Source organism: Rheinheimera lutimaris (genome assembly GCF_013283795.1).
Taxonomy (GTDB): Bacteria; Pseudomonadota; Gammaproteobacteria; order Enterobacterales; family Alteromonadaceae; genus Alishewanella; species Alishewanella lutimaris.
Genome location: NZ_JABSOD010000002.1, coordinates 287,666 through 301,333 on the forward strand (window position 1 = coordinate 287,666; position 13,668 = coordinate 301,333).

The 13,668-nt window shown below is 50.9% G+C and carries 8 protein-coding genes; 5 read left to right on the forward strand and 3 right to left on the reverse strand.

The genetic code is table 11. From position 1 onward, the window contains the following. Positions 1-65: 65 nt before the first annotated feature. Complete coding sequence (locus HRH59_RS02955) at positions 66-824, forward strand: Nif3-like dinuclear metal center hexameric protein (RefSeq protein ID WP_178089461.1); 759 nt, start codon at positions 66-68, stop codon at positions 822-824. After that, positions 821-1,588 (forward strand): methyltransferase domain-containing protein, encoded by a 768-nt coding sequence (locus tag HRH59_RS02960; RefSeq protein WP_173499777.1) that lies wholly within the window; start codon positions 821-823, stop codon positions 1,586-1,588. The genes HRH59_RS02955 and HRH59_RS02960 overlap by 4 nt, the downstream gene beginning before the upstream one ends. Here HRH59_RS02960 and tamB read toward each other — a convergent pair. Together tamB and tamA are read right to left on the reverse strand one after the other, a co-directional pair. Continuing rightward, positions 1,585-5,343 (reverse strand): autotransporter assembly complex protein TamB, encoded by a 3,759-nt coding sequence (tamB, locus tag HRH59_RS02965; RefSeq protein ID WP_173499778.1) that lies wholly within the window; start codon positions 5,341-5,343, stop codon positions 1,585-1,587. The genes HRH59_RS02960 and tamB overlap by 4 nt on opposite strands. Further along, complete coding sequence (gene tamA / locus HRH59_RS02970) at positions 5,340-7,064, reverse strand: autotransporter assembly complex protein TamA (RefSeq protein ID WP_231702378.1); 1,725 nt, start codon at positions 7,062-7,064, stop codon at positions 5,340-5,342. Before tamA ends, tamB begins: the two co-directional genes overlap by 4 nt. A gap of 224 nt (positions 7,065-7,288) precedes the next feature. Here tamA and HRH59_RS02975 point away from each other — a divergent pair, with 224 nt between their 5' ends. Continuing rightward, positions 7,289-8,404, forward strand: a complete 1,116-nt coding sequence (locus HRH59_RS02975; RefSeq protein ID WP_173499779.1) for a beta-ketoacyl-ACP synthase III — start codon at positions 7,289-7,291, stop codon at positions 8,402-8,404. Positions 8,405-8,480: 76 nt separating this feature from the next. Here HRH59_RS02975 and HRH59_RS02980 read toward each other — a convergent pair whose 3' ends face one another. After that, on the reverse strand, positions 8,481-8,789 hold the full coding sequence (locus HRH59_RS02980) for an isoamylase early set domain-containing protein (protein ID WP_173499780.1): 309 nt from the start codon (positions 8,787-8,789) through the stop codon (positions 8,481-8,483). 452 nt (positions 8,790-9,241) lie between these two features. Between HRH59_RS02980 and HRH59_RS02985 the strand changes: the two genes are divergently transcribed. Beyond that, on the forward strand, positions 9,242-10,462 hold the full coding sequence (locus HRH59_RS02985) for an efflux RND transporter periplasmic adaptor subunit (RefSeq protein WP_173499781.1): 1,221 nt from the start codon (positions 9,242-9,244) through the stop codon (positions 10,460-10,462). Positions 10,463-10,465: 3 nt separating this feature from the next. Next, entirely contained in the window at positions 10,466-13,639 is a 3,174-nt protein-coding gene (locus tag HRH59_RS02990; RefSeq protein WP_173499782.1) for an efflux RND transporter permease subunit, read from the forward strand. The last annotated feature ends 29 nt before the right edge of the window (positions 13,640-13,668 follow it).

A 13,668-nucleotide genomic window follows, 5' to 3' on the forward strand; every position in this document is an offset into this window, starting at 1 on the left:
ATGTGCCTGATTTTTTTAGCTGTTGCAGTACAATACGGCTACCAACAACAGCGGAAAGCCAGTCGATGATAGATCGCGACCAGTTAGTTGAATTTCTGAATACCGAGTTACAAAGTGAAAAAATTCGTGATTATTGCCCAAATGGTTTGCAGGTAGAGGGCAAGGCACGCATTGCCCGGCTGGTTACCGGGGTTACTGCCAGCCAGGCCTTACTGGATGCTGCAGTGGCGGTGAACGCTGATGCGATACTGGTCCATCACGGCTATTTTTGGAAAAACGAAACCGCATCGGTAACCGGCATTAAGAAAAAGCGTCTGCAAACCTTGCTTTGCCATGACATTAATTTGCTGGCTTATCATTTACCGTTGGATGTGCATCCCCGGCTTGGCAATAATGCGCAATTAGGCCACTTACTTAAGGCGCAAAATATCACGGCTGTTGCCACAGCCGAGCCCAATGGTGTGCTGATGCAGGGCGAGCTGGTGCAAGCGGCGCCGGTACAACAGCTTGCCGCCGGTTTAGAGCAAGTGCTGGGCAGACAAGTTCTGTTACACGCAGCGGGCAGCCTTGCCGTCAGCAAGCTGGCCTGGTGCACCGGTGGTGGTCAGGGCTATATCGAGCAGGCGGCGGCAGCCGGCGCGCAACTGTTTATCAGTGGCGAAGTATCAGAGCAAACTATTCATTTATCGCGTGAGCTGGGTATTCATTTTATCGCCGCCGGCCATCATGCTACCGAACGTTATGGTGTCAAAGCACTGGGCGAATTTATTGCGCAGCAGTTTGCGTTGGATGTGCAGTTTATTGATATTGATAATCCGGCATGACACAAAAAACTGATCGCAGCTTTGATGGTATCGCGGCCAAATTTGCGCACAATATTTACAGCAATACTAAAGGTAAATTGCGCCAATTAGTTTTGCTGCGGGATTTAGCCGAACTTAAACTGTTACAACAACCCTGCCATATCCTCGATGTCGGCGCGGGGCAGGGCCAGTTAGCATTGGCTCTGGCTGCGCAGGGCCATCTCGTGCATTTAACCGATATTTCTGCCGACATGTTGCAACTGGCACAGCAACAAGCCCTGAAGCAGGGCGCTGATAACGTCAGCTTTGCGCAGGTTGGTCTGGCGGAGCTGGCGGCCACGCATCAGCAACAGTATCAGCTGGTGTTGTGTCACGCCATGCTGGAGTGGTTGGCTCAGCCTGAATTGGCTATTGCGCAACTGCGGCAGTTGGTTGCGCCCGGAGGCGTGTTATCGCTGATGTTTTATAACAAAGATGCCAAGCGTTTTGGCAATATTTTGTTTGGCAACTTTGATTATGTCGCAGCAGATTTTCAGGTGAAGAAAAAGGTCAGTTTAAACCCGCAACATCCGTTGGCGCCAACGGATGTGCTGCGTTGGTGTGAACAAGCCGGCTTTAGTGTGCTGGCTAAAACCGGGGTGCGCTGTTTTCATGATTATTTACGCGATCGCAGCCAGCAGCAAAGCCACTTTGAGCAGTTGCTGGCGCTGGAATTACAATACAACCGCACTGAGCCTTATGCATCGCTGGGCCGCTATCAGCATTTGCTACTACAAGCGAATTAGTCAAACTCAAATTTGTAGAGTAAATCAACAGCGTTATCTAAGCTGTTTACCGCCTCCAGATACAGGTTGCGCATTAAGCGGTAGCGCAGGGTAAATTCGCCAACAGCATTAAAAATGCCATAGCCGTATTTAACCTGCAGATCGCGTGACAAGTAGCCGCTCACGGTTACCTGCGAGTTATCTCCGGCACCGGCAGTATCCAGCGTAAGATCGCGCACACCAAAGGCTTCTCCCAGCTCGCCGACCAAAGCGCCGGTAGAAGAAATCGACATACCAATCAGGCTGGTGGTAAGTGCTGAACCGGCGCTGCCGGAATCGCTGCCGATATCACGGCCCATCAGCAAATACGCTAACGCATTAGCCTGGGGTTTTGCCGGCTCGGAAAAAATGCTGACAGTGGGGTCATCTGCCGGGCCGGTAACACGGATCCCGGCAATAACATCATCTTCCATATTGGCCGGATTACGGATGGCTTCAACATTTAAAAACGGCTGGTCGGCCGGGCCGTTAAAGCTCATTTTGCCCTGACGGATCAGTAAGTCCTGACCATAAGCGCGAAAGGTACCGTCTTGCAGGCTGACATCGCCATTAACCGTTGGCTGTTGTTTCGGCTGCTGGCGCACTCTTAAGCTACCGCTGAGACGGGTTTGCAGACCAAAAGCCGATAACTGTACCCGCCTGCCCAGCACGACATTAACATCAGTTTGCAGCGCAAAAGCCGTTTGCTGCTCTGTCGGGATCGGCTGCAATGCCTCGTCCAGCAACACCAGGTCATCAGATAACCCCACCGCAGTTTGCGGCAGGCTGTCGATGTTGATACGGGCAAACGGAATTTGCACCGTGCCGCTAAGCGATGTCAGGCCGGGCGTGGCGGTTAAGGTTAAATCCGGTGCCACCTGTAACCGTGCCTGAGGAATTTGCAGGCTCAGCTCATCACCTTTTATTTTAACGCTTGCTTGCCAGTTATCTATCTGTGGCCATTTTGCATCACCATTTAAATCTATCCGGCCTTTGCTGGTGTTAACCAACCCCTGCAGCGTGGCTTGCTGTCCGTTAAACCTAAGCGCTATGTCGGCATCTGTTACATCTACCGGAGCTTGTTTACCGGCCAGTTTAAAGCCGCTTAGTGCCAGCTTGCCGTTAATGTCCGGATTGCTTAAATCACCGCCAAAGCGTAAGTCGCTGTTCAGCATGCCGGCAAGCTCACTGCTTTGCTCCAGCAAGGGTTGCAGGAAGGCCAGGCTAAACTGCTGTAGCAGCAGCTTACCCTGCAATTGACGCGAGTCGGATTGTACATCGCTAATGCTGACTTCAGTTTGTAATGCGCTGTTGCTGTCAAACTGCCAATTCAGGCTGCCGTTAAGCGTATCGTCAGCCAATGCTGCATCCAGCGCCCAGCCTTGCCAACTCAGTGTCAGCGGCTGTTCTGCCAGATAGCGCCAGTCGCCGCTGCTGCCATTAATCTTAAGTTGTGCCTGCGGTTGTTGGCCCGGTTGCCAGTTAGCGCTGACATAAGCATCAACATGGCCTTGTAAGGCCATCTGCGCGGGTAAAAAATCAGCCAGAGCGGATAAAGCAAACTGTTGTAGTTTAAACTCAAGTGCTATCTGCCCGGCGCTGAGTAGCAGTGGTTTAACTGCGCACAGCTCAGCCGGGGCTTGCTGCCAACAGTGCGGCTGCACAGTTAACTGCGTATTGGCAAAGCGGTAATTCAGCGCCGTGCTGTCAACCAGTTGCCAGGGCCCCGCCAGGCTGTCCAGCCTGGCGGATAGCAAGGTGCCTTGCCAGTACTCGTTTGCTTGCAAACTGCCGGTCAGTTCTATGGCGGCATTGTGCTCAGCACCGCTCAGTTGCAGTGTCAGTTGATGCTGTAATTCGCTGCCGCTGAGTGTCAGCTGCAGTTGGTCAACACTTTGCTGCTGATATTTGGCGTTGCTGGCTTGCAACAATAGCGTTGTATTGAGATTACGTTCGCTGTTCAGGCTAAGGTTGGTGTCAAGCGTTAACTGCTGCAGGCTGGCGTCCTGCCATTGGAGGGCGTTGGCTTCAAGCGTGCCTGTCAGCTTTGGTGTCTGGCGTTGACCGGTAATATTAAAGTCGGCGCTGATATCGCCTTGTGCGCCGCTTATGCTTTGCGCTAATGTCGGTATAACAACCTTCATTGCCAGTTGCCACTGCTTATCCAGTGAGCCGGTCAGTTGGATCTGGTTTTGCGCATGGCGCAGCGTCAGGCCGGGCGTTTCTAATGTATAGTCGCCTTGTCCGCTGTTATCAGCAGCGCTTAAACTGCCGTCCAGCTTAAGCTTGTAGTCACGTAAGGTGCCGTTAAGGTTTAATTCCGGTAGGGCTAACTGCCAGCCGCCTTGCGGCGTCAACCGGCCGTTAAACTGCATATTGCCATTTAGTTCACCGGTATAATCCGGCCAGAATTGCCCCGGCTGAATGTCGCTTAACTGCGCTGTGCCAAGCCAGCTTAGTTGTTGCTGCCAATTCAGCTCAGCCTGACCGCTGAGCTCGCCGCCAAGGCTGTTAACCACGATGTTTTCCAGCGTTACAGCGGTCAGGCTGCTATGGCCATTTAATTGCACACGGCTGGCTGGCAGTTGGTTACCGCTCAGGGCTAATCCGGCATTAAAGTACAGTTGCTCCAGGCTGCCGCCGGCGGCTATTTGCAGCTGGCTTAGCTGTACTTCTGCTTCACCGCTAAGCGGCCATTGTAACTGTGTGGCATTTAAGCTGGCATTCACCGGCAGGGCACTGTCTAACAGGTTTAGCCACAACGATAATTCAGCATCCAACAGCGCACTGGCTTTGGCCTGCAGTTGCAAGTTACTTAAATCACCGTCCAGCGTCAGGCGCAGGCGCTGACCGGCCAGCGCTGTGTCTTGCAGCAACAGCCGGATATCGGCTTTTAGCGGATAGTTGCCAACCGGCTCTAACCTGGCTGAGGCATACAAGGTTGCCAGCGGATGGCGGATATCCAACTGAGTCAGCGTGATTTGCTGTGGCAGCAGTTGCAGGCTGAATGCCAGCTCACTCAGGGTGTGTGCTTCAGGCTCAGCGCCTTGCTGCAGGGTGAAATCAGTCAGGCGAAAACGGTCGATAAACAAACTCAGTGGCAAGGAAATATCTTGTAGCTGCGGCACCTGATAGGCAAAGGGGACATCAGCAGCGTCAGTAGTTTGCGGCAGAGTCAGGACAACCTGCTGCCAGTGCGGCTGATTAAGTTGTATTTTATTGCCCCAAAGGGTGCCGGCAGTGCTGAATTGTTGCCAGCTTAATGTCGTGCCGCCAGCTTCCACTGTGGCATCGTTCAGTTGCAGCTGAGTAATATCAATGGCAAGGGGTAGCCATAAGCTTGCTGGTGGGGGCGGGGGATCTGCCTGCAGCGGATTGTCGCTGTCAGCAATAGTAAGCTGCATGCCTTGCAGTGCCAGTTGCTCTATACAGAGGGTAAAGCGCAAAAAACAACCGTTATTAATCTGCAGGGTACTTTGGTCTAACGTCAGCGTTAGTGCATCATCTTGCCAGCGCAGCCCATATAAGGTGTTACCACCGAGCAGGCTACCCTCGCTGCGCTCAACACTAAAACCACTGACCACATGCTGTGCCAGCCACAGGTTAAAACTTAACCCGGCTGAGGTATAAAGCAATGTAAATACTATGGCAATAAGTGCTGCACACGGCAGCACCAGTGTCCAATGCAGCCACTTTAACGCGCGTTTTAGCCAATGCTTAGCCGTTTGGTTGCTCATAATTCCGGCCCCAGGGCAAAGTGCAGTTGAAAACCGTTGTCCGGGCCATCCAGTCCCCAGGCCAGGTCAAGCCGCACCGGGCCTACGGGAGAGGCCCAGCGCACGCCGAAACCGACGCCCTGCACCCAATCGGGCTTATCATCCCAGGCGCTACCGTAATCACTGAATGCCGCCAGCCACCAGTTACCTTTAACACGGTACTGATATTCCAGCGCCGCGGTTGCCATATAGCGCCCGCCGGTTAGCTCATCATCGCTGTTACGTGGCGATACGGTTTCATAGCCGTAACCACGGATACTGTTATCGCCACCGGCAAAAAAACGGAGTGAAGGCGGTAGTTGCGACAAACCTTCCATCAGAATAGCACCGCCATCAAGCCGGGTAACAAAGCGATGATTATTACCGGCACTGCCAATCCAGCCCAAACGGCTGCGCAAGCGCACAAAACTGGCATCAGAGCCCCAGGCTTCATCTGATACCTCAACTCCCAGCAATATGCGGTTGGCAGAGGAGGGCATTGGCCCGCCTGACTGTTTGGTGCGGTTGTAACTTAACCCCGGCATAATCAGGCTGATGCTGTCATTTTGGTCTGCCTGGACAAAGTCTTCATACAACCAACGTACAGACGCTGTACGGTACCAGTCACTTTTCAGCAACCAGTGGCGCTCTAATGCCAGGTTAGACTCACGGCTTTGCGTGTCCTGATTATCACGATTCTTAAAACCCAGCTGTACCTGATAAAAGTCGTTGGCAACGCTGGCCAAAGGCAGTTTGTAGGCAGCCTCTACGCTTTGCTCTATCTCGGACAGCGCCAGCTTGCTGCTCAGACTATGGCCGGCTTTATTTAGCCAGGGCTTATTCCAGTTTAGTTTCAACCTGGTTTTTACATCGGTAGAGTAGCCGATACCGGTTTCTATAATGTTGCGCCGTTCCGGTTGCAGCGCCACGTTAATCGGCAGCGTAAAATCCTGCATCTGTGTGGTGTCGCCCTCAACTAAAATGGACGAAAACCAGCCGGTAGCGGCTAATGCCTGGTTAAACTCGCCCAACTGACTGGCCAGATAATGATCACCGTGGTTAAACGGCACTAAAGAGCGTAGCCCGGGCTCTGCTATTTGGTTGCCACTAAAACTGACGTCACCAAATTTGTAGCGCGTACCGGAGTTAAAGTGTAAACGGACAAAAGCTTGTTTAAGCTCAGGCGCGACCTCAAGCCGGGCTTGGGTAAAATCAGCGTCAAAGTAGCCTTTGCGCAGTGCCAGACTTTTTAAGGCACTTTTGAAACCATCATAGGCGCCATGGTGCAGTACCTGGCCTTGCTTAGGTGCCTGAGTTGCCAGTAAGGCGGCAAAATCGCTGTCGGTTGTGGCATCGCCGGATAATTGTATGTCGCTTTCGCTGATACGCACCGGCTCACCGGCTTGTACGTTAATTTGCAGTAGCCGTGGTGTGGCTTTGTCGTGGGTTATGCTGATTTCGCTGTGGTAATAGCCCAGCGCCTGTAAAGCGGTCTGGATTTCCTGCTGTAATGTGGTTTGAAACCGCAAGCCGGGCGTATGGTCGGCATCAGTATATTTTTGCAGATAAATATCGATATTGTCGCGCAAAGCGCCATCCACACCGCTGATTTTAAACTGATATGTTGTATCTGAACGCGCGGGAGAACTAACGCTTAGTATGGCTGCCAGCATTGTTGAAATAAGGAAACCGCGGTTTGGCATCGACGTGGAAAAATCCCGTATTAAGAAAATGAAAAAAAATTGAATGCGGGGCTATTATGGCTCACACAGCTTGCTAATGTATACCGTGTTGCATAAATCGAGACTGAACAGGCAGGCTAATATGCGGATAATACAACAGCATGGTACAACTGAAGGGCTGATTTCAGTTATACTGCCGACATTGTAAAGCGGTAGTAAAACCGCCATCTGACAAGGGCAGTACTATGAAAAGTGTTGTTATCAGCGGCTCGGGCCTGTTTACGCCTCAGCATATTATTACCAACGACGAATTGGTAGCCAGCTACAACCAGTATGTAGACCAGTTTAATGCGCAACATGCCGACGCTATTGGCCGTGGTGAAACGCCGGCGCTGGAGCACTCCAGCAGCGAATTTATTGAAAAAGCCTCCGGCATTAAAGCGCGGCATGTGTTGTACAAAGACGGTATTTTAGACGTTGAGCTGATGCGGCCGGTATTTGACCGCCGCACTGAAGAACAAGCGCCGGAAATGGTAGAGATGGCGCTGTCGGCTGCGGGTGAAGCCATGGCGCAAGCCAATAAAACTGCTGCAGATATTGATTTGATTATCTGTGCCGCCTCAAATATGCAGCGACCTTACCCGGCATTATCAATTGAGCTGCAACAACTATTGGGTGTTGCCGGTTACGCTTTTGATATGAATGTGGCCTGCTCGTCTGCTACCTTTGCCATCAGCAACGCGGTAAATGCTATTCGTGGCGGCACGGCTAAAGTGGTATTGGTAGTGAACCCGGAATTTGCCTCGCCACAGGTGAATTACCGCAGCCGCGACAGTCATTTTATTTTTGGTGATGTGTGTACTGCTACCATCATTGAAGCAGAAGACAGCTGCACAGCGGATAATGCATATCGCATCAACGGCATGCGGCTGAAAACAGAGTTTTCCAACAACATCCGTTGCGATGTCGGTTATACCGAACATTGTTTACCGGATGATCCCCTGGTACCGTTTTTTAAACAACAGGGCCGCAAAGTGTTTAAAGAGTTGCTGCCGATAGTGGCTGATGTTATTCAGGCCGAAATGGCAGAGCAGCAGGTTAAACCGGAGCAACTGAAGCGATTGTGGCTACATCAGGCCAATATTAATATGAATATTTTTGCCGCGAAGAAAATTCTCGGCCGCGATCCGCTGCCAGAAGAGGCCCCCCTGGTGCTGGATACCTATGCCAATACCGCCTCAGCCGGCTCAATTATTGCGTTCCATAAATATAAGCAAGGTATTAACTCAGGCGAGCATGCCATTTTGTGCTCGTTTGGTGCGGGTTACTCAGTGGGCTGTTTAGTACTGCAAAAATGCTGATATAGCGTGATAAACAAACGGGCAGCGCGGGCTGCCCGTAAATGTCGGTTACAACCGTTCTGTTATAACTGTGCTTTTATAACAGCACTACCGAGTTATGATCATAAGATACCGGCGACGGTTGATAACTGTCAGCGGCGTCATCGTTCAGCCAGGTGCCACCGTTTACCAAATAGCGGAATTGATAAGCTTTATTTTTTTCTAAATTCAACGTTGCGGTAAAATCGCCGCTTTTGCTTTTCTTCATTGGTAACGCGACCGGATCCCAGTCATTAAATTCGCCCAGCAAGGCCACTTGTTCAATATTTTCCAGCCGGTGCGCCGGCAAGGTAAACGTTACTTTGCACAATGGCTTGGTCTTCAGATATTGCTTACTGATACTCATAGTATTTCCCTTAATGTGTGCTCAAAGCGCTATAACCTTGTCTATCATGTCGGGTCTTTATGATGAAATAATGACCACTTTGTTATGTGAATCACCTTAGGTAATTTTTTCTTGCTTCGCAAATAATCCTTTTAAAGGTTGATATAACAAAAGTGATCTTGTTTGCCGGCAGTAAAGTTGTGTTGCAGTTGTAACAAGATATTATGCCGATTGACTTGTCGGGCTGCTGGTAAAAGCATGCAACTGAGCATTAGTAACAGCTGAATTTAGTGGCAAGCTAATAACCACGGGCGTTCGATTAAGTGTGCCAAATGGCTTTTTTCTGCCACAGATGCGGTGTTTGCAACGGCTGTTACCTACACTGATACAAAGCGTAACATTCACAGCGTTACTTTCTTGCGGTGGCGTTTTAGTATATCGGCAGTAAAACAGCATTGTGGAAGACAAAAAAGATGGCAGCAAAAATTATAAAAATCGCTATTCCCGTGGTCATTATTGCCGTGGCCGTGGTGGCATCAATGAGTTTAACCAGTATGCGCAAGCCGCCGGAGAAAAAAGAAGAACAACGGCCGGCTATTCTGGTGAACGCCGACACGATAAAGCCGCAGGATTTGGTGTATCGCATTCAATCGCAAGGTACCGTGCAACCCAAACTGGAAACCAGTTTAAGCTCTGAAGTTAATGGCCGTATTGTGGCAGTGGCAGAAAACTTTATCGAAGGTGGCTTTTTTAACAAAGGTGATTTGCTGGTGCGGGTAGAGCAGGCAGATTATCAAACCAATGTAAAAGCGGCAGAAGCCAGCTTGGCTAACGCGCAATCAGCCCTGGAAGAGGAAAAAGCCCGTGGTCGTGTAGCGGAAGAGGAGTGGCGCTCTTTTACCGCCGGTAAAGCTCCGGAATTAGGGTTACGCCGGCCACAACTGGCCGGTGCCCTTGCGACAGTGCGTTCGGCGGAAGCAGAATTGGAGCGGGCATTACGTGACCTGGCCCGCACTGAAATTCGCGCACCCTATGCCGGCATGGTAAAAAGCCGCGATGCTAACCTGGGCCAGTTTATCAGCCGCGGTACCAGTGTCGGTATGATTTACGGCACTGACGTAGCGGAAATTCGTTTACCGCTAACCGATAATGATTTGGCTTTTTTACAGGTGCCGGACTTTACCAACGACAACATCGAACCGGAAGTAGTGTTAACTGCCGCGGTAGCCGGCCGCATTATGCAGTGGCCGGCAAAATTAGTGCGCACTGAAGGCGTACTGGATGCACGCAGCCGGGTAATTTATGCCGTTGCTGAAGTAACCGACCCTTACCAACGTGTGAACCAAAAACACGCGCCATTGCGTTTCGGTCGTTTCGTCCAGGCGCAAATATTGGGTGACGCAACCGAACAGGTGGTGGTGATCCCGCGGCATTTGCTGTTAGCGCAGCAACAGGTGCTGGTGGTGGACAAAGACAACCAGTTACAGTTTCGCGCGGTAGTGTTAGAACGTGCTGACGAACACTCGGCGTATATCCGCTCCGGCTTTACTGAAGGTGACCGGTTAGCTACCTCTGCTATTGCCAACCCACTGGCGGGTACTTTGGTGCGGGTTGCAGCAGATGAAGCGGCACAACTGGCAGAGAAAGCGGCGAACCCGGATGCTGCCGTGCTGACCAGCCAGGTTAAGGAGTAAGCCATGGATACCAATAAGGGCATTATTGCCTGGTTTGCCCGCAACAGCGTGGCAGCAAATTTATTGATGGCAATTATTCTGGTGGCTGGTGTGGCATCGCTTTTTACCATTAAAAAGCAGATTTTCCCCGAAATAGTGCTGGAACAAGTCAATATCCGTGTGCCGTATCTTGGCGCAGCACCACAAGAGGTGGAAAGCGGTGTTATAGAAAAAATTGAAGAAAGCTTGCGGGGCGTTAACGGTATTAAACGCATCCGCTCTACTGCGGTTGAGGGGTTGGCAACGGTACGTGCCGAGATTGCCAGCAACTACGATATTCAGGAGGTGATGGACGAGATTAAAACTCAGGTCTCGGCGATATCGTCGCTGCCGGAACAAACCGAAAAACCGGTGGTGTACCGCGTAAGGTTTCAAAGTAATGTGATGTGGTTGTCGCTGTATGGTGATGCCGGTGAGCGCACATTGAAAGAACTGTCAAAAGATGTGCGCGATGAGCTGAAAAAGCTGCCCGGCATCAGCAAAGTGGATGTGGTAGGCGCACGTGATTATGAAATTGCTATCGAACTGTCTGAGCTGAAATTAAAAGAGTACGGTCTGACATTTGATCAGGTTGTCACGGCCATCCGTGGCAGTTCGGTTGACTTACCCGGTGGTTCTATCAAATCTGAGAGCGGCAATATTTTGCTGCGCACCAAAGGTCAGGCGTACTTTGCGCAGGACTTTGAAGATATAGTCCTGCTGACATTTGCTGACGGCACCCGCTTAGCCTTAAAAGATATTGCCACTATTAATGATGGCTTTATTGAGCGTGAAGACTTATCCACCTTTGATGGTAAAAACTCGGTATCAATCCGTGTTGATGCGGTCGGCGATGACAATACACTGAAAATTGCCGCACAGGTAAAAGCCTACGTTGAACGCAAACAGAAAGAGCTACCACCGTCGGTATCCATCGCCCATTGGGGTGACTCCAGTTACTACCTGCAGGGCCGGCTGGATTTGATGAGCAATAACCTGCTGATGGGCGCGTTTTTGGTACTGCTGGCCTTAACATTGTTCCTCGAGTTTCGTATTGCGTTCTGGGTTATGGTGGGTATTCCGGTTTGTTTTCTCGGTGCTATGGCCATGCTGCCGTTGCCCTTGTTTAATGTTTCGATCAATATGATCAGCCTGTTTGGTTTTATCTTAGTGCTGGGCATAGTGGTGGATGACGCCATTATTATCGGTGAAAGTGCCTACAGTGAAATTGAGAAACGCGGTAAATCGGCCGAAGCTGTTATCGCCGGGGCGAAAAAAGTAGCCATGCCTGCCACCTTCGGCGTGTTAACGACTATCGCGGCTTTTACACCGATGTTAATGGTGGGCGGTGCCCAGGCGCCGATTTGGGGTTCTATTGCCTGGGTGGTAGTACTCTGTCTGATTTTCTCGCTGGTCGAATCGAAAATGATCCTGCCGGCGCACATTGTTAATATGGACACCAAGCCGTGGGACCCAAACCGCAAAGGTTTATTTTACAGTGCCGGCCGTGCTTGCAGTAATGGTTTAAAAGCGGTGCGCGAAGCCGTAGCTCGTGCCATGCAGAGTTTTGTTACCAAGCGCTATCAACCTTTTGTCGAACGTTGTATTCAGTATCGTTATATCACCATGGCAGCGTTTTTTGCCATGCTGATCCTGATGTTTGGCGTGCTGGGCGGTGGTTTGGTACGATGGGTATTTTTTCCGAATATTCCCAGTGACTTTATCAATGCTAACCTGACTATGCAGGAAGGCTCGTCCAATCAGGCTACGGTTAATGCTATGCGTGAAGCAGAGGCCGCGCTGGTAAGGGCAAATGATAAACTTAATGCAGAATACGACGAAGATATCGTCAAGCACAGGCTAATGTTCCTTGAAAGCGATACCGGTGGCCAGTTAGTGGTTGAGCTGGAAAAGAGCGAAGGCCGTGAAATTGACGGCTTTGAAATTGCCAATCGCTGGCGCGCTGAAATGCCGGAAATTCCGGGATTAAAAGCCTTTAAAATTAATGCTTCAACCGGTGGTGGTGGTGCTGCCGATATAGCGCTGCAACTGCGTGGCACTAATCTGGACAACCTGAAGCTGGCAACTGAAGAGTTAAAATCGCGCTTAGCTGAATATGCCGGAGTGTACGATATTGAAGACAACCTGCTGGGCGGCAATGACGAAATTGTGCTGCAGCTGAAACCTGAAGCGCATATTTTGGGCTTAACGCTGGCCGATGTGGCGCGTCAGGTACGGTATGGCTTTTACGGTGCCGAAGCGCAGCGCGTGCAGCGCGACGGCGAAGAAGTCAAAGTGATGGTGCGTTATCCGCGTACCGATCGCAGCTCTGTCGGCAGCCTGGAAAATATGCGCATTCGCACCGCAGACGGTGGTGAAATCCCGTTTGCTCAGGTCGCCAGCTATACTATGCAGCCCAGTTTCAGTGCCATTAACCGTGTAAATGGCGAACGCGCTGTTACTATTACCGCAGCTGCCGATAAAACCACAGTGGAGCCGGGTAAGGTGGTAGGAGAAATGCGTAAAACGGTGATTAAAGAAATTACTGATAAGTATGAAGGCGTGACCGGTGAGCTCGATGGTGCCAGCCAGGACGAAATGGATGCGCAAGCTGATTTACTCAAAGCCGGTGTGTTCGCGCTGTTCTGTATCTATGCCTTAATGGCAGTACCGCTTAAATCGTACAGTCAGCCGCTTATTATTATGAGCGTGATCCCGTTTGGTTTAGTCGGTGCTGTAGTAGGGCATATGGTGCTTGGCCTGAGTATGAGTATTATGTCGATCTTTGGCCTGGTAGCGCTGGCCGGGGTGGTGGTAAACGACTCGCTGGTAATGGTCGACTTTGTTAATAAAGCGCGCGAGGAAGGGTTATCTATCCGTCAGGCAGTTTCACAAGCCGGTGCGCAGCGCTTCCGTGCAATATTGCTTACCTCGCTTACCACCTTTGTCGGCCTGGCGCCGATAGTGCTGGAAAAGAGCTTACAGGCAAAAATTGTGGTGCCGATGGCGGTGTCACTGGCGTTTGGTATTTTGTTCGCCACCATTATTACCCTGGTACTGATACCGGCGCTGTATGTAATACTGGAAGATGTGAAAAACCTGTTTCGCAGTAAAGAGCGCAAAATTGATACCCGCATAGCGCAGATGCAGCAAGACTGATGTATTGAGGTTAAGGGAAATAAAAAGGC

Bases quoted from the DNA above. Each gene is read 5' to 3' on its own strand.
- tamB (WP_173499778.1), bottom strand. From the start codon at position 5,343: ATGAGCAACCAAACGGCTAAGCATTGGCTAAAACGCGCGTTAAAGTGG.
- HRH59_RS02985 (WP_173499781.1), top strand. From the start codon at position 9,242: ATGGCAGCAAAAATTATAAAAATCGCTATTCCCGTGGTCATTATTGCC.
- HRH59_RS02960 (WP_173499777.1), top strand. From the start codon at position 821: ATGACACAAAAAACTGATCGCAGCTTTGATGGTATCGCGGCCAAATTT.
- HRH59_RS02980 (WP_173499780.1), bottom strand. From the start codon at position 8,789: ATGAGTATCAGTAAGCAATATCTGAAGACCAAGCCATTGTGCAAAGTA.
- tamA (WP_231702378.1), bottom strand. From the start codon at position 7,064: ATGCCAAACCGCGGTTTCCTTATTTCAACAATGCTGGCAGCCATACTA.
- HRH59_RS02955 (WP_178089461.1), top strand. From the start codon at position 66: ATGATAGATCGCGACCAGTTAGTTGAATTTCTGAATACCGAGTTACAA.
- HRH59_RS02975 (WP_173499779.1), top strand. From the start codon at position 7,289: ATGAAAAGTGTTGTTATCAGCGGCTCGGGCCTGTTTACGCCTCAGCAT.
- HRH59_RS02990 (WP_173499782.1), top strand. From the start codon at position 10,466: ATGGATACCAATAAGGGCATTATTGCCTGGTTTGCCCGCAACAGCGTG.